This is a genomic window from Nocardioides oleivorans, from assembly GCF_004137255.1.
Lineage (GTDB): Bacteria > Actinomycetota > Actinomycetes > Propionibacteriales > Nocardioidaceae > Nocardioides > Nocardioides oleivorans.
Genome location: NZ_SDWT01000001.1, coordinates 3,192,698 through 3,211,292, shown reverse-complemented (window position 1 = coordinate 3,211,292; position 18,595 = coordinate 3,192,698). Strand labels below are relative to the sequence as shown.

The 18,595-nt window shown below is 71.5% G+C and carries 17 protein-coding genes; 3 read left to right on the top strand and 14 right to left on the bottom strand.

Translation table 11 applies throughout. From position 1 onward, the window contains the following. Positions 1–38: 38 nt before the first annotated feature. Positions 39–1,751, bottom strand: coding sequence for an alkaline phosphatase family protein (locus EUA93_RS15355; RefSeq protein ID WP_129400923.1), 1,713 nt, complete (start codon positions 1,749–1,751; stop codon positions 39–41). Between the two features lie 175 nt (positions 1,752–1,926). Here EUA93_RS15355 and EUA93_RS15350 point away from each other — a divergent pair, with 175 nt between their 5' ends. Further along, positions 1,927–2,436 carry a polyketide cyclase gene (locus tag EUA93_RS15350; protein ID WP_129400922.1) on the top strand — a complete coding sequence of 170 codons (510 nt, stop codon included), beginning with the start codon at positions 1,927–1,929 and terminating at the stop codon, positions 2,434–2,436. On the opposite strand, the gene EUA93_RS15345 is transcribed toward EUA93_RS15350, so the two are convergent. From EUA93_RS15345 to hisD, 5 genes are read right to left on the bottom strand one after another with little or no spacing between them, the layout of a single operon-like run. Continuing rightward, complete coding sequence (locus EUA93_RS15345) at positions 2,433–3,065, bottom strand: hemerythrin domain-containing protein (RefSeq protein ID WP_129400921.1); 633 nt, start codon at positions 3,063–3,065, stop codon at positions 2,433–2,435. The genes EUA93_RS15350 and EUA93_RS15345 overlap by 4 nt on opposite strands. 19 nt (positions 3,066–3,084) lie before the next feature. Further along, the gene (gene hisH, locus EUA93_RS15340; RefSeq protein WP_129400920.1) at positions 3,085–3,753 is read right to left on the bottom strand and encodes an imidazole glycerol phosphate synthase subunit HisH; all 669 of its coding nucleotides are present in this window, start codon (positions 3,751–3,753) and stop codon (positions 3,085–3,087) included. After that, the gene (gene hisB, locus EUA93_RS15335; protein ID WP_129400919.1) at positions 3,750–4,358 is read right to left on the bottom strand and encodes an imidazoleglycerol-phosphate dehydratase HisB; all 609 of its coding nucleotides are present in this window, start codon (positions 4,356–4,358) and stop codon (positions 3,750–3,752) included. The genes hisH and hisB overlap by 4 nt, the downstream gene beginning before the upstream one ends. Beyond that, a complete protein-coding gene (locus EUA93_RS15330; protein ID WP_129400918.1) occupies positions 4,355–5,506 on the bottom strand; it encodes a histidinol-phosphate transaminase in 1,152 nt (383 codons plus the stop codon). The genes hisB and EUA93_RS15330 overlap by 4 nt, the downstream gene beginning before the upstream one ends. Continuing rightward, entirely contained in the window at positions 5,503–6,837 is a 1,335-nt protein-coding gene (hisD, locus tag EUA93_RS15325; protein ID WP_242497396.1) for a histidinol dehydrogenase, read from the bottom strand. The genes EUA93_RS15330 and hisD overlap by 4 nt, the downstream gene beginning before the upstream one ends. A gap of 77 nt (positions 6,838–6,914) precedes the next feature. Between hisD and EUA93_RS15320 the strand changes: the two genes are divergently transcribed. Together EUA93_RS15320 and ybaK are read left to right on the top strand one after the other, a co-directional pair. Next, positions 6,915–7,580, top strand: a complete 666-nt coding sequence (locus EUA93_RS15320; protein ID WP_129400917.1) for an LON peptidase substrate-binding domain-containing protein — start codon at positions 6,915–6,917, stop codon at positions 7,578–7,580. Positions 7,581–7,588: 8 nt separating this feature from the next. Beyond that, positions 7,589–8,104 (top strand): Cys-tRNA(Pro) deacylase, encoded by a 516-nt coding sequence (gene ybaK, locus EUA93_RS15315; protein WP_129400916.1) that lies wholly within the window; start codon positions 7,589–7,591, stop codon positions 8,102–8,104. 19 nt (positions 8,105–8,123) lie between these two features. On the opposite strand, the gene EUA93_RS15310 is transcribed toward ybaK, so the two are convergent. The 8 genes from EUA93_RS15310 to EUA93_RS22065 all read right to left on the bottom strand — a co-directional run bounded on the left by EUA93_RS15310 (position 8,124) and on the right by EUA93_RS22065 (position 18,485). Beyond that, a complete protein-coding gene (locus EUA93_RS15310; RefSeq protein WP_129400915.1) occupies positions 8,124–9,908 on the bottom strand; it encodes a DUF3352 domain-containing protein in 1,785 nt (594 codons plus the stop codon). Positions 9,909–9,980: 72 nt separating this feature from the next. Then, entirely contained in the window at positions 9,981–10,499 is a 519-nt protein-coding gene (locus EUA93_RS15305; RefSeq protein WP_129400914.1) for a hypothetical protein, read from the bottom strand. Beyond that, a complete protein-coding gene (gene dnaE / locus EUA93_RS15300) occupies positions 10,496–14,044 on the bottom strand; it encodes a DNA polymerase III subunit alpha (protein ID WP_129400913.1) in 3,549 nt (1,182 codons plus the stop codon). The genes EUA93_RS15305 and dnaE overlap by 4 nt, the downstream gene beginning before the upstream one ends. 145 nt (positions 14,045–14,189) lie before the next feature. Next, entirely contained in the window at positions 14,190–15,158 is a 969-nt protein-coding gene (locus EUA93_RS15295; RefSeq protein ID WP_129400912.1) for a DUF2332 domain-containing protein, read from the bottom strand. A gap of 30 nt (positions 15,159–15,188) precedes the next feature. Beyond that, complete coding sequence (locus EUA93_RS15290) at positions 15,189–15,902, bottom strand: GNAT family N-acetyltransferase (RefSeq protein ID WP_129400911.1); 714 nt, start codon at positions 15,900–15,902, stop codon at positions 15,189–15,191. A 17-nt stretch (positions 15,903–15,919) separates the two neighbouring features. Next, positions 15,920–16,858, bottom strand: a complete 939-nt coding sequence (locus EUA93_RS15285; RefSeq protein WP_129400910.1) for an RluA family pseudouridine synthase — start codon at positions 16,856–16,858, stop codon at positions 15,920–15,922. Then, positions 16,855–17,445 carry a signal peptidase II gene (gene lspA / locus EUA93_RS15280; protein WP_129400909.1) on the bottom strand — a complete coding sequence of 197 codons (591 nt, stop codon included), beginning with the start codon at positions 17,443–17,445 and terminating at the stop codon, positions 16,855–16,857. Before lspA ends, EUA93_RS15285 begins: the two co-directional genes overlap by 4 nt. Continuing rightward, complete coding sequence (locus EUA93_RS22065; protein ID WP_242497395.1) at positions 17,418–18,485, bottom strand: TraR/DksA family transcriptional regulator; 1,068 nt, start codon at positions 18,483–18,485, stop codon at positions 17,418–17,420. The genes lspA and EUA93_RS22065 overlap by 28 nt, the downstream gene beginning before the upstream one ends. Positions 18,486–18,595: the final 110 nt, after the last annotated feature.

Below are 18,595 nucleotides of genomic sequence, written 5' to 3'. Positions count from 1 at the left end.
CGGGACCACTTCGGTGCCGCGCGCGCGAGACAGTGCACCTAGCGGTGGCCCCGCTTCCGCGTCGGGAGCTCGTAGGCGACGCCGTCCATCGGGTGGGTCGCCCGGATGCCCATCGCCCGGAGGATGGTCGGCATGATGTCGACCGAGCGCACCTCGCCGCGCAGGTCCTGGCTGGAGAGGCCCCCTCCGGCGAAGACGATCGGGATCTGCTGGGCGGCGCGCTGGATGCCGCCGTGGTCGCCCGCGACCGAGTACGTCGTGTTGTCGGGCAGGGTCGCGACCAGGTCCGGGCCGTAGCCGGCGGCCTGGGTGTCGACGAGCTCCTGGGCCTTCGCGGCGAACCAGATCCGCTCGCCCCAGGTCCTCATCCGGTCCCACCTGACGGGGGTGACCCGGTCGTAGTGGTCGCCGTGCCGCTTCCACACGGCCGTCACGTCGGGCAGGTCCTTCATGATCGTCGCGGCCGCGGTGACCGCCGTCGGGGACTGGTCCTTGAGCCACACGTTGAGCGAGGAGTCGCTGTAGGAGAAGCCGACGTTGGTCGCACCCGTGCCGTCGTCGGTGCCCTCGATGAGCGGCAGCAGGGCGTCCTGCGGGCGCTGGTAGGGGACGTCGTTGACCGGTGCGCCGTAGTACCAGTTGTAGTAGCCGTAGTCGTTCTCCAGCTCGACGTCGCCATGGAAGTGGCCCTCGGCGGCCGCGACCGAGCCGTGGTCGGCGGTGAGCACGACCAGCGTGTCGTCGAGCTGGCCGCTGTCCTCGAGGGCCTGCACGATCCGACCGACCTGCGCGTCGGCCGTCGCGGTGGCGTACCGCATGTGCGTCATCGGGTCGTAGCCGGGCGTCGCGGCCTCCGGGTCGTTGACGCCACCCCACATGTGCGCGGCCTTGTCGACGCCGGGCAGGCTGACGAAGATCCCGCTCCAGCCGTCGCCCTCCTGCGCCATGATCTCGAGGGCCGCGTCGGCGGCCCAGACGTCGCCGCCCTGCTGCGCGGGGTCGTGGCCGACGACGTAGCGGTTGTCGGTGGCGGGGTAGAGCTGGGCCGGCGGCTGGCCGGTGTCGTAGATGGTGTCGCGCCGGGCCAGCCAGCGCGAGCCGCAGGCGGTGGAGAAGTACGCCGGCACGTTCACCCCGGTCGGCTGGCGGTAGCGCGTCGTGGTGCCGTCGGGGTTGGCGCAGGTCGGGCCGCTGCCGAAGGTGATGGTCGAGGTGCTGGGCGAGCCGGGGCCGCTGAGCCCGTAGGCGGCGTACCCCTTCGGGCTCACGGTGAACACCTTGCCGGTGTCGTCCAGGTAGTCGGACAGGTGGGGATAGCCGGCCGCCTGCTGCAGCGGCGCCATCTGCGCGAGTCCGAAGTTGCTGGTGAGGTAGAGGCCACCGGGAGCGCCGAGGAGCCCGTCGACGTCGCGGTAGCCCTCCGTGGTCCATCCCATGTGCTTGGGCTGGGCCCCGGTCGTGATCACGTTGTGGGTGACGACGGTGACCGAGCCGGTGTGGCCGAGGTAGGACCGGGGGCTGTCCACACCGCCCTTCATCAGCGCCTCGACGTTGCCCATGTCGTACTTCTCGACGATCTCCTTGCTGAGCGCGTCGACGACGATGACGACGACCTTCGTCGGCTTCGGCGCCGGCTTCGGGCCGTGGCCGCCGCGCCCGCCGGCTTCGGCACCCGACTGGGTCCCGAGGACGGCGAGCGCGACCACGGCTGCGGAGGCGACGGCGAGCACGCGGGTACGACGCTGGGGCATGGTGATCCCTCCCGGCGCGGCTGCACTGCCGCGAACCGTGACCCCCGAAGGTAGACCTGCCGCCGGTGCCGCGGTATCCCACAGGAGGGGTACGTCAGGGCGATCGCAGGAACGGCCGGGGTCCTTCCCCCCGGCCTGTCGCGGGGCCGCGGCCGCGGAGGGCTAGCGTCGGGCCATGATCGGGGACCGGTGGGGCGTCACGGACGAGGAGGTCCGGCGTCACTACGGCTGCGACGACCTCGTGCCCGACCCGACGCTGGAGGCGTGGCGCGGCGTGAGCGTCCGTGCGACGCCGGCGGCCGTCTGGGCCAGGGTGCGGCAGGTCCGGCTGGCGCCGTACTCCTACGACCTCGTCGACAACCTCGGTCGACGCTCGCCCCGCGACCTGCGCGAGGTCCCGGAGCCACGGGTCGGCGACCCGTTCACCCACGCGCTCGGCCGGCCGCAGGGTCGCGTCCTGGCCGTCGTGTCGGGGCGCGAGCTGACCGCGACGATCACCGGCGCCCACCTGTCGTACGCCGTCCTCGCGGGCGCCGGGACGCCTGCCCGGTGCAGGCTGGTGCTCAAGGTGGTGGCGCGGACCAGCCGCTGGCTGGCGCCGGCCGTCTCGGTCGGCGACCTCGTGATGGCCCGCAAGCAGCTGCTCACCCTGAAGCGGCTGGCCGAGGCCGACGAGCGGGGCTAGCGCCAGACCGGAGCGACCTCGCGACGGTAGCGGCGGGCGAGGAACCGGGTGAGGATCGCGACGACCGGTGCGGGCACCGCGGCACGCAGCGCGGCGAGCTCCCGCTCCCCCGCCCCGTCCTGCATCCAGGCCAGCGCGTTCGCGGCGTCGACCGTGCTCGCCGGGCGCAGCTTCTTGGTCAGCTCCTTGAAGTCCGCGTCCTCCTTGATGTCGGCCATCAGGCCCTCGACGTCGCGCTCCTCGTGGTCGAGGTGCCCGTTGACGACGACGCGGGCACGGGCGACCTCGTCGGCCGCGGCGGACGCGCTGGCGGACGTGGGCGCGGCCACGAGGGCGTCCAGGCTGGCCGACACCGAGGCGAGCGCCGCCTTCATGGCTGCGTGCTCGGCCTCCATCTCCTCCAGCAGGCCGACGTCGAAGCCGCGCGACTCGAGGAACGGCCACATGTGCTCGTCCTCGGCCTCGTGGTGGTGCGTCAGCTCCCGTGCGAGGTTGCGCCACGCCGTGCGCACCTCGCGGGCCCGGCCGGCGTCCCCGTCGGCGAGCTCGCGCAACGCCTGCTCCGTCCGTGCCACGTCCCTGCGCACCGCGGCATGGATGACCTGGTTCATGCTCATCTCTTCACCCATGCCGGGACGCTAACCCCGTTCAGGCCAGGGACTCGACCCAGTTTTCCAGGAGCTTCGCGCCAGCGTCCCCGGACTTCTCCGGGTGGAACTGGGTCGCCCACAGCGGTCCGTTCTCGACGGCCGCGACGAAGCGGTCACCGCCGTGCTCGGCCCACGTCACGAGGGGCGGCGCCGTGCGGTCGTTCGTGACGAGGTCCCAGGACCGCGCGGCGTAGGAGTGCACGAAGTAGAACCGCTCGTCCTCGGCGCCGGCGAACAGCCGCGAGCCGCCGGGCGCCTCCACGGTGTTCCAACCCATGTGCGGCACGACGTCGGCCTCGAGCCGGGTGACCAGGCCCGGCCACTCGTCGCAACCGTCGGTCTCGACGCCGTGCTCGACGCCACCGGCGAAGAGGATCTGCATGCCGACGCAGATGCCGAGCACGGGTCGACCACCCGCCAGCCGACGGCCGATGATCCGCTCGCCCTTGATCGCGCGTAGCCCCGCCATGCAGGCGGCGTACGCCCCGACTCCGGGCACGACGAGACCGTCGGCCCCCAGCGCGGTGTCGAAGTCGCTGGTCAGCGTGACCGACGCCCCGGCGCGCTCGACGGCGCGGACGACCGAGCGGACGTTGCCGGAGCCGTAGTCGAGGACGACGACGTCAGCGGGTGCGGCGTCCGACGGTGAGCTCGCGGGCTCGCTCACAGAGCACCCTTCGTCGACGGCACACCCGTCTCGCGCGGGTCGAACGCGACCGCGTCGCGGAACGCCCGCGCGAACGCCTTGTACTGCGCCTCGACGACGTGGTGCGGGTCGCGCCCGCCGAGCACCCGCACGTGGAGCGCGAGGTGGGCGTGGAACGAGATCGACTCGAAGACGTGGCGGGTGAGGGAGCCCATGTAGGCCGCGCCGGTGCCCCCGATGGCGACGTACTGCTGGCCCTCGGGCTCGCCGCTGTGGACGCAGAACGGGCGCCCGGACACGTCGACGACAGCCTGCACGACGGCCTCGTCGAGCGGCACGGTCGCGTCGCCGAAGCGCCGGATGCCGGACTTGTCGCCCAGCGCCTCGCGCAGCGCCTGGCCGAGCACGATCGCGGTGTCCTCGACCGAGTGGTGCGCGTCGATGTGGGTGTCGCCCGTGGTCCGCACGACGAGGTCGACGAGCGAGTGGCGGGCGAACGCGTCGAGCATGTGGTCGTAGAACCCCACGCCGGTCGACACCTCGGACCGACCGGTCCCGTCGAGGTCGACCTCGACGACGACCTGCGACTCCTTGGTGGTGCGCTCGATCTTCGCGGTGCGGCTCATGCGAGGTCCTTCTGCTCGAACTTGTCCTGGGGCGTGTCCCGGGCCGTCTCCTCGATGGTCTCCAGGAGTGCCTGCCTGAATGCTGCCATCTCCTCGGCCGTCCCGATCGAGACGCGCAGCCAGCCGTCGGGTCCGGTCTCGCGGATCAGCACCCCGCGGTCGACCAGCCCCTGCCACACGGCGTGCCGGTCGGCGATGCGGCCGAAGAGGGCGAAGTTGGCGTCGGAGTCGGCCACCTCGAACCCCTGCTCGCGCAGCCACGCCACCGTCGCGTCGCGCTCGACCCGCAGCTCCTCGACCTTGCCGAGCAGCTCGGGCGCGTGCCGCAAGGCGGCCAGCGCGGTCGCCTGCGTGACGGCCGAGAGGTGGTAGGGCAGCCGCACCACGCGGATCGCGTCGCAGATCGCCGGGTCGGCGGCGAGGTAGCCCAGTCGCGCACCGGCCAGGGCGAACGCCTTGCTCATCGTGCGGGTCACCACCAGGTTGCGGTGGACGGGCAGCAGCTCCAGCGCGCTCGGCGTACCGGTGCGCCGGAACTCGACGTAGGCCTCGTCGACCACGACGATGCCGGCCGGCTCGTAGGACGCGGCGGCCTCGCACAGCATCGTGACCGCCTCGGGCGGCAGCGCCGTCCCGGTCGGGTTGTTCGGGCTCGGCAGCAGCACGACGGTCGGCTGCTGCTCGAGGACCAGGTCACGCGCCGCCTCGAGGTCGAGGGAGAAGTCCTCCGCGCGGTGACCGGCCACCCACTCGGTGAGGGTGTCGCGGGCGTACTCCGGGTACATCGAGTACGTCGGCGCGAACGACAGCGCCACGCGCCCGGGGCCGCCGAAGGCCTGGAGCAGCTGCAGCATCACCTCGTTGGAGCCGTTGGCCGCCCACACCATCTCGGGCGTGATGCCGTCGCCGCCGTCGCCGTTGAGGTACGCCGCCAGCCCGGTGCGCAGCTCGGAGAACTCGCGGTCGGGGTAGCGGTTGAGCGTCACCGCCGCCTCGCCCACGGACCGCGCGATGTCGGCCGCCGCCTCCGGCGAGGGACCGTAGGGGTTCTCGTTGACGTTGAGCTGCACGGGCACGTCGAGCTGCGGTGCACCGTAGGGCTCGATCCCCTGCAGCTCCTCGCGCAGGGGTGGGAACGCGGCGCTCACTGCTCGGCTCGCGTCTCGGTCCGGGAGGCGTCGAAGCGGACGGTCACGGCCTGGCCGTGGCCCGGCAGGTCCTCGGCCTCGGCGAGCGCGACCACGTGGTCGGCCACCTCCGCGAGCGCGGCCTGCGAGTAGTCGACGACGTGCATCGACCGCGTGAAGGCACGCACCGACAGCCCGCTGGAGTGGCACGCACAGCCTGCGGTGGGCAGGACGTGGTTGGAGCCGGCGCAGTAGTCACCGACGGAGACGGGCGCCCAGGGCCCGATGAACACCGCACCCGCGTTGCGGATCCGGGCCGCGTGGGCCTGCGCGTCGGCCGTGTGGATCTCGAGGTGCTCGGCGGCGTAGGCGTTGACGACCTCGACGCCCTGGTCCATGTCGTCGACCAGGACGATGCCGGACTGTCGCCCGTCGAGGGCCGTGCGGATCCGCTCGGTGTGCCGGGTGGCGAACACCTGCTTGTCGAGCTCGGCCTCGACCGCGTCGGCCAGGGCCAGCGAGTCGGTGACGAGCACCGAGCCCGCCATCGGGTCGTGCTCGGCCTGGCTGATCAGGTCGGCCGCCACGAACGCCGCGTCGGCACTGTCGTCGGCGAGGATCGCGATCTCCGTCGGGCCGGCCTCGGAGTCGATGCCGACGACGCCGCGCAGCAGCCGCTTGGCGGCGGCGACGTAGACGTTGCCCGGGCCGGTCACGAGGTCGACCCGCTCGCACGGACCCGCGCCGTGCGCGAACATCGCGATGGCCTGCGCCCCGCCCACGGCGTAGACCTCGTCGACGCCGAGCAGCGCGCACGCGGCCAGGATCGTCGGCTCGGGCAGGCCGCCGCTGTTCTTCTGCGGCGGGCTGGAGAGCGCGATCGAGCGGACACCGGCCACCTGGGCCGGCACGACGTTCATCACGACGCTGCTCACCAGCGGGGCGAGCCCGCCGGGGACGTAGAGGCCGACGCGGTCGATGGGCACCTTGCGGTGGGTGACGACCGCGCCCGGGGCGAGCTCGGTGGTGACGTCGTGCTCGAGCTCGGCGGCCGAGGTGATCCGCAGACGCCGGATCGACTCCTCCAGTCCTGCCCGGACGGCCGGGTCGAGCGTCTCCAGCGCGGCCGTGATCGCCTCGCGCGGCACGGCGATCTCGTCGCTGTCGACCCCGTCGAAGCGCGCGGACAGCTCGGTGATGGCCTCGACCCCGCGGGCTCGTACGGCGTCGATGATCGGCTGCACCTGATGCGTGGCGGCCTCGACGTCGAACTCGGCGCGGGGCACGCTCGCGCGGTAGTCGACGGACGCCGGGTCGGCGCCCCTCAGGTCGATGCGGCGGATCAGGGACATGCCCCGATCCTAGTTTCCCCGGCGGGTCGCCCCGGCCTCGCGGGTGTGACGTGGACAGTGCGGGCTAGGGTCGAAGCGTGAGCGACCAGCTGCCGATGTTCCCGCTGAACAGCGTGGTGTTCCCGGGCATGAGCGTGCCGCTCCACGTCTTCGAGGACCGCTACCGCATGCTCGTGCGGCACCTGCTCACCGTCGAGGACCCGGCCGAGCGCGTCTTCGGCACCGTCGCCATCCGCGAGGGCTACGAGGTCGGTGACCACGGCGCCCAGTCGGTCTACCGCGTCGGCTGCGTCCTGCAGCTGACCGAGGTGGACCGCCGCGACGACGGCACCTTCGACATCGTCGCCGTCGCCCGCGAGCGGATGATGCTCGAGGAGATGCAGCGCGGCGAGGAGTTCCCCCACGGCGTGGTCGCCAAGCTCGGCGAGCCGGAGGTCGACGTACCGACCGAGGTGCTCGACCGCGCGCGCTCGACCTTCACCGCGTTCCGTGCTGCGATGACCGAGCTCCAGGGCGACCCGTTCAGCGGCACGCTCCCCCGCGACCCCGACTACCTCGCGTGGACGCTGTCGGCGCTGACGCCGCTGCCGATGGCCGAGCGGCAGTCGCTGCTCGAGGCCGAGGACGCGACCGAGCGGCTCGAGCTCGTCACCCGGCTGCTCACCGAGGAGCTGCGGGCGATCAACGTCATCCCGTCGCTGCCGGCCACCCAGGTGGCGCGCACCGCCTGGTCGCCGAACTAGATCCACTGATGGCGAAGAAGCCGAAGACCGCGGGGGGTACGCCGGCCACGGTGGCGCTGACCGCCGCCGGCATCGCCTTCGAGGTGCGGGCCTACGAGCACGACCCTCGCGCGGAGTCCTACGGGCTGGAGGCGGCCGAGGCCCTCGACGCCGACCCGGCGAGGGTGTTCAAGACGCTGCTCGCCTCCCTCGACCCCTCGACGGGCTCAGGACAGCGCGGCAGGCTCGTCGTCGGGATCGTGCCGGTCACCGGGCAGCTGGACCTCAAGGCGCTGGCCCGGGCGCTGGGCGGCAGCAAGGCCGTGATGGCCGAGGTCGCCGCCGCCGAGCGCGCGACCGGCTACGTCGCGGGAGGCATCTCCCCGATCGGGCAGAAGCGCGCGCACCCGACCGTCCTGGACTCCTCCGCCCTCAACCACGACACGATCCTGGTCTCGGGCGGGCGGCGCGGCTTCGACCTCGAGCTCGCACCGCGCGACCTGGCGGCGATCACCGCAGCGGTGACCGCCACCATCGGTCGCTAGGACTGGCCGTCCTGTCGGGTCAGTCGGTCGTCAGCTTGAGCATGCCGTGGACGACGTCGCCGTCCACCCAGCCGCTGACCCCGAACGACGAGAGCGGCTCGAGGTTCTTGCTGAGCTCGGGCTCGTCCTGGGTGAGCCGGACCAGCCAGTCGTCGTCGGCGTCGAAGTTCACGAACAGCACCGTCTGGGCGTCACCGTCGATGACCTTCGAGTAGACGTCGCTGCCGCCGAGGCCGCTGTCGCTCTCGAGCGTGCCGCGGTAGTCGTCGTTGAAGGCGAGCACGGCGTAGCCGTCGCCCTCGGTGACCTGGAGGTACTGCTCGGCCTCCGGGCCCGCGATCGCGCTGATCTTGTCGAGGACGGCCTGGATGTCGCCGGCGTCGCCCTTGATCTTGATGCCGACCGGGATCTCCTCCGGTCCGCCGTTGGCGATGGCGTCGGGGTCGATGCCGCTGCCGACGGAGACGGTCACGCCCTCACCGAGGAGGGTCTCGACGTCCTCGGGGAACGACAGGCCGGTCTCGGTCTCGAACTGGGCGAGCTGGTCGTCGATCGTGGCGGCCTCGTCGGGCGCGAGGGTCTTGACGTAGTCGAGCAGGCCCTGGGCCCAGCCGTCGCCGAGGGAGAAGCCGAAGGCGGCGATGGTGTCCTCGGGGAGGTCGGAGACCATGTCGACGCCCTCCTCGCTGGTGAGGAACTTCGTCAGGTCCTTCTGGTAGTTGCTCATGGCGTACTCGACCTCGACCGAGCCGTCGTCGAAGCGGACCGTCGCCGCCGCGCCGTCGAAGTCGTTGATCATCTGCTGCAGCTCCGGCGGGATCTCCTCCGAGCCGGTGCCCGACGCGGAGTCGTCGGCCGGGGACTCCTCGGTCGAGGTCTCGAAGCAGGCGTCCATTTCCTCCGACGTGGTGGCGTCGGCGAAGCACTCCTCGTCGAAGCCCAGCGCCTCCGGCTCGTCCGTCATGGCCAGCGGGTCGCCCAGCGGGACCCCGAGCATGTTGCCCATCCCGGCTGCGTCCTCGAGGTACTTCGCGGCCGACTTGGCGACGTAGAACGACATGAAGCCGTCGTCGCCGGCCTCGCCGGTCCACTCGCCGAAGGCGGAGTCCGCGGCGAGCGTGCCGTCGTCGGTGGCGTCGACGACCTGCTGCGCGATGTCCTTGGTCTCGGCGACGACCATCCAGTCCCCGTCGACGACCCAGCCGCCGGCCTCGCCGTCGGTGCTGCCGCCGCAGGTCTCGACCAGGGTGGCCATGCCCTCCTCGGCCTTGCCGGCGTCGCTGACCTGGACCACCCCGACCGCGGCCGGCTGGTCCTCGCCGAGGTCGACGGCGGCCATCGCCGCGCGAGAGCCGAGCCACGGCTTGACGTCGTCGGCGTAGTCGAGGCCCTCGCACTCGCCGGACTTGGTGATCTCCTCGAAGAGGCGCTCACGCAGGTCGTCGTCGGTGTCGAGGTTGACCTCGTCGGTGAAGGCCGGGAACTTGCGGAGCGTCTTGATGGCCTCGATCTTCTGGCCACCGGCCGGGTCGAGGTCGACGCTGGCGTAGGCGATCGTCGAGGCGGGCAGTGCCTCGGCGGGCTGGGCACCGGTCGAGAAGAAGCTGGTCGCGGCCCACGCCCCACCTGCGACGACGGCACCGCCGACGACGAGGGCGCCGAGCGCGACGAGACGCTTCTTGTTGTCGTTGCCCGGAGCGGCCATGGCCGGTCCCGAGCTGTCCAGGTATTCCGGGGTGCTGCCCGGACCGCTGGACTCGGGACTGAACTCCGGACCGTTGGGTCCACCCGGCGTCGTGCTCATCTCGATCTACTCCCCCACCGTCACACGCGCCCCGAAGAAGGTCGGGACCACCCCGTCTGGTCGGGGGTCAGCCTACCCACGCGAACGGCGGGTCAACCCCTGCTTCCCCAAGAGATAGGTGGCGACCAGACCAGCCATCGCACCGGCCGGGAGGGCGACGAGCGCGCTGGAGTGCCAGGCGACCCGGTCGGCGTCCGGAGCGGTCAGGACGAGGTCGCCCGGCAGGGTCGTGTAGTCGGGCTTGGCGGCGGCCAGCACCTGCGGATCAGGCGGTCCGAGCGCGTGGCCGACGGCGTACATCAGCAGGCCCGCGCCCACCGCCGCGACCAGCACCGTCACGGTGGTGACGACCTCCTGGTCGCGCCAGATCCCGCTCAGCACGCCGAGGACGATCCCGAGCGGGACCGCGATCACGACGAAGAGCGCGATGCTGCTGAACGACTGGTCGGGTCCGGCGGGCTCGAGGTACCACTGGCCCTGGTAGGTCACGCCCGTCGTCGGGTCCCAGAGCCACTCCCAGAGCACGCCTGCGGCCGCGCCGGCCACGAGGAACAGCGCGGACACGAGACCGATCCGGCGCAGGGCGCTCATCCGGCCAGGCACCCCGGCCCCAGCAGCTGCTTGAGGTCGGCGAACAGGGCGGGGCTCGGGCTCACCCGGAGGTTGTCGTCGAGCCGGAGCACCTTGGTCGAGCTGCGGGTGAGCAGGCGCAGCTGCACCTCGGTCATGCCGGGGTGGGTGCCGAGCACGTCGCGCAGCTGCGCCACCACCGGTGGGGTGCAGCGCGTCGACGGCAGGCTGATCACGACCGGACCGGTCGGTCCCTGGGTGAGGTCCGGAGCGGTGACCTCCTGCGCGCGGAGCTCGGGCTGGTCCTTGTCGCGCGAGAGCTGGCCCTTGATCCGCACGATGTTGTCCTCGACGAGCAGCGTCGAGGCGAGCGAGTACGAGCTCGGGAAGAGCAGCACGTCGATGGCGCCGTCGAGGTCCTCGAGCGTGATCGTGGCCCACGGGTCGCCGCGCTTGGTGATGCGCCGGGCGACCGACGTGATGAGCCCGCTCACCGTGAGGGTCGAGCCGTGCGGCCGGTCCTCGTCGAGCATCAGCTGGCCGATGGTGCAGTCGGTGCCCTGGGAGAGGACGTGCTCGAGGCCGAGGAGCGGGTGGTCGGAGACGTAGAGCCCGAGCATCTCCCGCTCGTGGCTCAGCAGGGTCATCTTGTCCCAGTCGTCGATGTCGGGGATGGTGACGCTCACCCCGAAGCCGCCGTCGTCCTCGCTGAGCCCGCCGAACAGGGAGTCCTGGCCGATCGCCTCGTTCTTCTTGAGGTCGACGAACTGGTCGACCGCGGTCTCGTGGACCGCCACCAGCGCGCGCCGCTTGTGCTTCATGTCGTCGAAGGCGCCCGCCTTGATGAGCGACTCCACGACGCGCTTGTTGCAGACCAGCGCGGGGACTTTCTCCATGAAGTCGTTGAAGTCGGCGTAGCGGCCCTTCTCCTCGCGCGCGGCGGCGATCCCGGCCACCACGTTGTGCCCGACGTTGCGCACGGCGGTGAGGCCGAAGCGGATGTCGTGGCCGACGGGCGTGAAGTCGGCGTGGGACTCGTTGACGTCGGGCGGGAGGACCTGGATCTTCATCCGGCGGCACTCGTTGAGGTAGATCGCCATCTTGTCCTTGTCGTCCTTCACCGAGGTGAGGAGCGCGGCCATGTACTCGGTCGGGTAGTTGGCCTTGAGGTAGGCGGTCCAGTAGGTGATGACGCCGTAGGCCGCCGAGTGGGACTTGTTGAAGGCGTAGTCGGAGAACGGGAGGAGGATCTCCCACAGCTTGTCGATCGCGACCTGCGGGAAGCCCCGCTCCAGCATGCCGGCCTGGAAGCCGGCGTACTGCTTGTCGAGCTCCTCCTTCTTCTTCTTGCCCATCGCGCGGCGGAGGTTGTCGGCGGCGCCCAGGGTGAAGCCGGCCAGGACCTGGGCGATCGCCATCACCTGCTCCTGGTAGACGATCAGGCCGTAGGTCTCGCCCAGCACCGGCTCGAGCGCCTCGGCCAGCGCCGGGTGGATCGGCTCGATCGGCTCGCGGCCGTTCTTGCGGCGGGCGTACTTGTTGTGGGAGTCGGCACCCATCGGGCCGGGACGGTAGAGCGCCGAGACGGCCGTGATGTCGGCGAACACGTCGGGCTGCATCGAGCGCAGCAGCGAGCGCATGCCCGAGCCGTCGAGCTGGAAGACGCCCAGCGTGTCGCCGCGGCCCATCAGCTCGTAGGTGGGCCGGTCGTCGAACGGCAGGTCCTCGAGCACCACGTCGAGGTCGCGGTTGACCTTGATGTTGGACAGCGCGTCCTCGAGGATCCGGAGGTTGGACAGGCCCAGGAAGTCCATCTTGACCAGCCCGAGCGACTCGCACATCGGGTAGTCGAACTGGGTGATGATCGCGCCGTCCTGCGGCCGCGCCATGATGGGGACGACGTCGATGATCGGCGCGCTCGACATGATCACGCCGGCCGCGTGCACGCCCCAGTTGCGGATCTGCCCCTCGAGGCCGAGGGCGGTGTTGAAGATCGTGCGGACGTCGGCCTCGGCGTCGTGCAGCGCGCGGAACTCGCCGCCCTCGCCGTAGCGCTTGTGGTCGGCGTTGAAGATGTCCTTGAGGGCGACGCCCTTGCCCATCACGTCGGGCGGCAGGGCCTTGGTGATGCGGTCGGAGATCGCGAAGCCGTGGTCGAGCACGCGGGCGGCGTCCTTGATCGCGGCCTTGGACTTCAGCCGGCCGAAGGTGGCGATCTGGGCCACACGCTCGCTGCCGTACTTCTCGGTGACGTACTTGATGACTTCACCGCGGCGGGCGTCGTCGAAGTCGATGTCGAAGTCGGGCATGGAGGGGCGCTCGGGGTTGAGGAAGCGCTCGAAGAACAGGCCGTGCTCCAGCGGGCACAGGTCGGTGATGCTCAGCGCGTAGGCGGCGATCGAGCCCGCGCCCGACCCTCGTCCGGGGCCGACGCGAATGCCGTTGCGCTTGGACCACTGGATGAAGTCGGCGACGACGAGGTAGTAGCCGCAGTAGCCCTTCTGCGAGATGACGCCGAGCTCGAGGTCGACGCGGTCGCGGACCTCCTGGGTCGTGCGCTCGCCGGGGTAGCGGGCCTCGATGCCGCGCCACACCTCCTTGCGGAACCAGCTCTCCTCGGTCTCGCCCGCCGGCACGTCGGCGCGGGCCATGTAGCCGCCGGTGGACTCGGTGAACTCGACGTTGCACCGCTCGGCGATGGCGAGGGTGTTGTCGCAGCCGTCGGGGAACTCCGACCAGAGCTCACGCATCTCGGCGGCCGACTTGATGTAGTAGCCACCGCCGTCGAACTTGAGCCGGTTGGTGTCGGAGAGCCGCTTGCCCGACGCGACGCAGATGAGGGCGTCCTGGCCGTCGGCGTCCTCGGGGTTGGTGTAGTGGGTGTCGTTGGTGACGATGGTCGGCAGGCCCAGCGTCCTGGCAATCTTGACCAGGTCCTCCCGGGTGGCCCGCTCGGCGGCGATGCCGTGGTCCATCAGCTCGAGGAAGAAGTTGTCCTTGCCGAAGATGTCCTGGAACTCGCCCGCGGCCCGGAGCGCCTCGTCGTACTGGCCCAGCGTCAGCCGGGTCTGGATCTCGCCCGAGAGGCACCCGGTGCTCGCGATGATGCCCTTGGAGTACTGCTGGAGCAGCTCACGGTCCATGCGGGGTTTGTAGTAGTAGCCCTCGAGGCTGGCCAGGCTCGCCAGGCGGAAGAGGTTGTGCATGCCCTCGGTGGTCTCGGCCCACATCGTCATGTGGGTGTAGGCGCCACCACCGGCGACGTCCTTGCCGCCCTCCTCGGCGAGGTCGCCCTTGCCCCACCGGATCCGCCGGCGCTCGCCGCGCGCGGTCCCGGGCGTGAGGTAGGCCTCGATGCCGATGATCGGCTTCACACCGTGGCGCTTGGCCTTGCTGTAGAAGTCGTAGGCCCCGTGCAGGTTGCCGTGGTCGGTCATCGCGATCGCCGGCATGCCGAGCTCGCTGGTGCGGGTGAAGAGGCCGTCGAGGAGCGAGGCCCCGTCGAGCATGGAGTATTCCGTGTGCACGTGGAGGTGCACGAAGTTGTCTGTGGAACCGGCCGACATGGAGGAGACTTCCGCGCCTTTCGTGGGTCGCTGACGGTGCCATCTCTGGCGGGGCTGCTGGCTGATCAGCCGGGGAAGGTGGGAAGAGCAACCAGCCTACGTCAGTGTGCCGGGCCCCACCGACAAGACACGGTCGTCCTCGCCGTCACCGCTCCAGCCAGTCGAGGGCGTGGCCGTGTCCGTGGCTCCAGGCGACGGGTACGCCGTCGAGCGCGGTCACGAAGCGACCCGAGGGGACCTCCAGGGCGCCCGTCACGCGCGGCAGCACCCGCCTGCCCTCGTTGCTGATCCACCGGCACCTCGCGTCGGCCACCAGGCCCGTCATCAGGTCGTGAAAGCGCTCGCGGTCGGCCGGCTCGAGGTAGGCGATCACGGCCGAGTGGAGGACCACTGGCGTGCCGTGGGCGGCCGCCTCGTCGACGAGGTCGACCACGTGGTCGAACAGGTCACCTCGCCGCAGCGACGGCGGCTCGCGCCGGGCCACCTCGACCGCGGCGCGCAGCCGGTCGCGGCGCTCGTCCTGCTCGGGCCACACCAGGTTCTCCAGCCAGGCCATCGCGTCGGCGTCGCCCACGTCGAGCGGGTTGAGGTCGACGCCAGCGCGCCAGGCGACCTCCGGGTGTGCGACCGGGACCGGCACCGGCCCGGTGGCCGTGGCGGTGAGGAGCCGGCCGCCGCTCCCCCGCAGCGCTCCGACCGGCGGCCAGTCGTAGTCGTAGCGGTCCGGGTAGAGGCACAGTCCGGCGCTCGCCCCGACCTCCACCAGCGCGAGCGGACCCTCCAGCAGCCCCAGCACCGGCGTCAGGGTGGCCAGCCGGCCGACCTCGTTGGTCTGGGTCGCGCGGGCCATGACCGTCGCCCTGACGGCGAGCTCCTGCTCGACCAGCACCCGTCGCAGGCCGGCGTACGACCCGGGCGCGGGCGCGCCGTGCCAGCGCGCCGCGGCGAAGACGAGGTTGGGCTGGCGCTTGATCGGCGGCAGCGTGGCCAGCCACGCCAGCACCTGCTCGTCCTCGATCACACCGAGCGCCCACTCCTCGAAGCAGGGCGAGTCGCCCGCGGCGTAGGTGGCGAAGTCGCGGTACTCGTCGATCAGGTCGCCGTGCAGCAGCATGGGGCCATCCTGCGCCTGCGAGCGCCTGACCTAGCGGCCGGGTGCTGCGGTGTCGGTCGCCGCGGCGATGGACTCGGCGATGATCAGGTCGACGATGCGGGCGACCCGCTCGACGCCGAGCTCGGGCACCACGTCCGCGACGCGACGGGCGATCTCGGCCTCGCGGGCAGGATCGCGCTCGGTGGTCGGCTTGATCCCCTGGACGACGCGGGTGAGCGCGGTCCGGCGGGCGAGCACGTCACCCAGGACGAGGTCGACCTCGTCGATCATCGAGCGCAGGAAGGCGAGCGGAGCACGGCCCGGCCAGACCAGCTTGATGTCGGGAGCCTTCTCGTCGTTGGCCGAGCCGTCGGTGCGCTCCAGTGCGAGGAAGCCGTGGCGCGCGTAGAACTCCCGAGCCGGGACGTTGGACTCGAACACCCAGAGCCCGACCCCGTGCGGGTGCTCGGCGAGGATCCGCAGCAGCAGGGCGGTGCCGACCCCGCTCCCCTGCGCGTCGGGCAGCACGTAGAGGTCGTCGAGCCAGGTGGGCGTGGCCCGGGTGTAGCCGACGACCCGACCCCCCAGCTCGGCCACGTGGACGTCGTACGACGCCAGGTCCCAGCCGGCGACCCATGCGCGCGCCTCGTCGGCGCTGTGCACGTCGGGTGGGAACGCCTCGCCCGCGCCGGCGCGCGAGGCGAGGTGCACCTCCGCGACGGCCGGCAGGTCCGCTGCCGTCGCCGGCCGGAGCGACAGGTCCATGGTCACCACGCGTCCCGTCAGTGGGCGTCGCGGATGACCTCGAGCGCGTGGGCGAGGTCGTCGGGGTAGGAGGACTCGTAGATGACGTGGTCGCCGGTCTCGGGGTGCTCGAAGCCGAGCCGCATCGCGTGCAGCCACTGCCGCTCGAGGCCGACCCGCTTCGCGAGCGTCGGGTCGGCCCCGTAGGTCAGGTCGCCGACGCAGGGGTGCTTGAGCGCGCTCATGTGCACGCGGATCTGGTGGGTGCGTCCGGTCTCGAGGTGGATCTCGAGCAGGCTGGCGAAGCGGTGCGCCTCGAGCGTCTCGTAGTGGGTCACGCTGTGGCGGCCGTCGGCCATCACCGCGAACTTGTAGTCGTGGTGGGGGTGGCGACCGATCGGGGCGTCGACCGTGCCCGCGAGCGGGTCGGGGTGGCCCTGGACGAGCGCGTGGTAGGTCTTGTCGACCGTGCGGTGGCGGAAGGCGTTCTTCAGCACCGAGTAGGCGTGCTCGGACTTCGCGATCACCATCACGCCGGAGGTGCCGACGTCGAGGCGCTGGACGATGCCCTCGCGCTCCTTGGCCCCGGAGGTGGAGATCCGGAAGCCCGCGCCGGCGAGGTGCCCGACGACGGTCGGGCCGCGCCACCCCGGCGAGGGGTGGACGGCGACTCCCACGGGCTTGTCGATCACCACGATGGCGTCGTCGTCGTGGATGATCCGGATGCCCTCGACGAGCTCGGGCTTCACCTCGAGGGGGTCACGCTCGGCAGGGATCGTGACGTCGAGCATGGCGCCCGCGTCGACACGGTCGCTCTTGCCGGCTGCCTCCCCGTCGACCTGCACCAGGCCCTGGGAGATCAGGTCGGCCGCCTTCGTGCGGGACAGGCCGAACATCCGCGCCATCGCGGCGTCCACCCGCTCCCCGGCGAGGCCGTCGGGGACGAAGACCGTGCGCTGCTCGGTGTGGGAGGTCACGCCGCCCCGGGATCCTGCTCGCGCACGCCGTCGGCGGCCGGGTGGGACTCCCGCGTGCCGTCGATCCGGATGCCGCGGAACGTCTGGAGGATGATCACGCCGGCGGCGATGTTGATGCACACGTCGGCGATGTTGAACACCGGCCAGCTCGGGAGCATCAGGAAGTCGACCACGTGCCCGTGGAACGGCTCGGGCTCACGGAAGATCCGGTCGGTGAGGTTGCCGCTGACGCCGCCGAGGAGCACACCCAGGCCGAGGGCCCAGCCCGTGCTGCCGAGACGCCGGCTCAACCACAGCACGACGACCACCGCGACCATCGCCAGGCAGGTGAAGACGATCGTGAAGCCGGTGCCCGTGCTGAACGCCGCGCCCGGGTTGAAGGTCAGGTGCAGCGTGAACCAGTCACCGATCAGGGGCACGTCACCGTCGGTGAGCGCCGACAGCGCCCACTGCTTGGTGCCGAGGTCCGCGGCGTAGGCCACGAGGGCCACTGCAGCGAAGACGAGGCGGGCGTCGATGCGTCGACGGACCCGCTCCGGATCGGCCTGGTCGCTGGGGTTCAGCGACGCTCCTCGCGCTGCTTGCATGACAGGCACAGTGTGGCATGGGGCCGCGCCATCAACCGATTCTTGCCGATGGGGTTGCCGCACGAGTCGCAGACGCCGTAGGAGCCGTCGTCGATGTGGGCCAGCGCCCGCTCGATCTCGGCCAGCGTCTCGCGCTCCTTGGCCAGCACGGTGAACTCGTGGTCGCGCTCGAAGCTCGTCGCGCCGACGTCGGCCTGGTCCTGGCCGGCGCCGTCACCGGCGTCGCGCATCAGGCCGGAGAGCTCCTCCTCGGCCTGGTTGACAATCACGGTGAGCCGGTCCTGGTGCTCCTTGAGCTCCTTGACGACCTCGTTGAGCTCGGCCCTGCTCCAGGGCTCCTCACCCTCGAGCACGACGAGCGTGCTGGGGGTCGCCTTGCGGACCTTCTTGGGTGCGGCCGACTTCTCGGGCGCGGGGGCGGCCTTCGTCACGGGAGCTGCCTTCTGGGTAGTCGCGGTCTGGGTGGCAACAGTCTTGCTGGCCGCTCCAACCTTCTTCGCCGCCGCCTTCTTCCCGGCAGCAGGGGTCTTCTCAGCCGGCGTCTTCTTCGCCGGGGCGGCCTTCTTCGCCGGGGCCTTCGCAGCGGGCGCCGCCTTCTTCGCCGGGGGGGCCTTCTTCGCCGGAGCCTTCTTCGCGGGAGCCGCCTTCTTGGCAGGAGCCTTCGCGGCCGGCGCGGCCTTCTTCGCGGGGGCGGCCTTCTTGGCGGGAGCCTTCGCGGCGGGCGCGGCCTTCTTCGCGGGGGCGGCCTTCTTGGCAGGAGCCTTCGCGGCGGGCGCGGCCTTCTTCGCGGGGGCGGCCTTCTTGGCAGGAGCCTTCGCGGGAGCCGCGGCCTTCTTCGCGGGAGCGGCCTTCTTCGCGGGAGCGGCCTTCTTCGCGGGAGCGGCCTTCTTCGCGGGGGCCTTCTTCTCGGCCTTCTTCGCCGCCGCCTTCTTCGACGACGCGGAGGTCGAGGCGGAGGTCGAGGCGGCCGGGCGACCGATCACCCGACGCGCGGCGGCAGCCGCCGTACCAGCCAGGGACTTGCGGGTTGTGCCAGCCATCTCCGAGGACCCCCAAGGTGCGTGGGTGTGGCTCACACCACACGGTGGCAGGGACAGTAGCCGCTGTCGGGGGGCGAGCCAACACAGCCACGCCGAAATGCGAGAACGAC

Bases quoted from the DNA above. Each gene is read 5' to 3' on its own strand.
- EUA93_RS15355 (WP_129400923.1), bottom strand. From the start codon at position 1,751: ATGCCCCAGCGTCGTACCCGCGTGCTCGCCGTCGCCTCCGCAGCCGTG.
- EUA93_RS15350 (WP_129400922.1), top strand. From the start codon at position 1,927: ATGATCGGGGACCGGTGGGGCGTCACGGACGAGGAGGTCCGGCGTCAC.
- EUA93_RS15345 (WP_129400921.1), bottom strand. From the start codon at position 3,065: ATGGGTGAAGAGATGAGCATGAACCAGGTCATCCATGCCGCGGTGCGC.
- hisB (WP_129400919.1), bottom strand. From the start codon at position 4,358: ATGAGCCGCACCGCGAAGATCGAGCGCACCACCAAGGAGTCGCAGGTC.
- hisD (WP_242497396.1), bottom strand. From the start codon at position 6,837: ATGTCCCTGATCCGCCGCATCGACCTGAGGGGCGCCGACCCGGCGTCC.
- ybaK (WP_129400916.1), top strand. From the start codon at position 7,589: ATGGCGAAGAAGCCGAAGACCGCGGGGGGTACGCCGGCCACGGTGGCG.
- EUA93_RS15310 (WP_129400915.1), bottom strand. From the start codon at position 9,908: ATGAGCACGACGCCGGGTGGACCCAACGGTCCGGAGTTCAGTCCCGAG.
- EUA93_RS15305 (WP_129400914.1), bottom strand. From the start codon at position 10,499: ATGAGCGCCCTGCGCCGGATCGGTCTCGTGTCCGCGCTGTTCCTCGTG.
- dnaE (WP_129400913.1), bottom strand. From the start codon at position 14,044: ATGTCGGCCGGTTCCACAGACAACTTCGTGCACCTCCACGTGCACACG.
- EUA93_RS15295 (WP_129400912.1), bottom strand. From the start codon at position 15,158: ATGCTGCTGCACGGCGACCTGATCGACGAGTACCGCGACTTCGCCACC.
- EUA93_RS15290 (WP_129400911.1), bottom strand. From the start codon at position 15,902: ATGGACCTGTCGCTCCGGCCGGCGACGGCAGCGGACCTGCCGGCCGTC.
- lspA (WP_129400909.1), bottom strand. From the start codon at position 17,445: ATGCAAGCAGCGCGAGGAGCGTCGCTGAACCCCAGCGACCAGGCCGAT.
- EUA93_RS22065 (WP_242497395.1), bottom strand. From the start codon at position 18,485: ATGGCTGGCACAACCCGCAAGTCCCTGGCTGGTACGGCGGCTGCCGCC.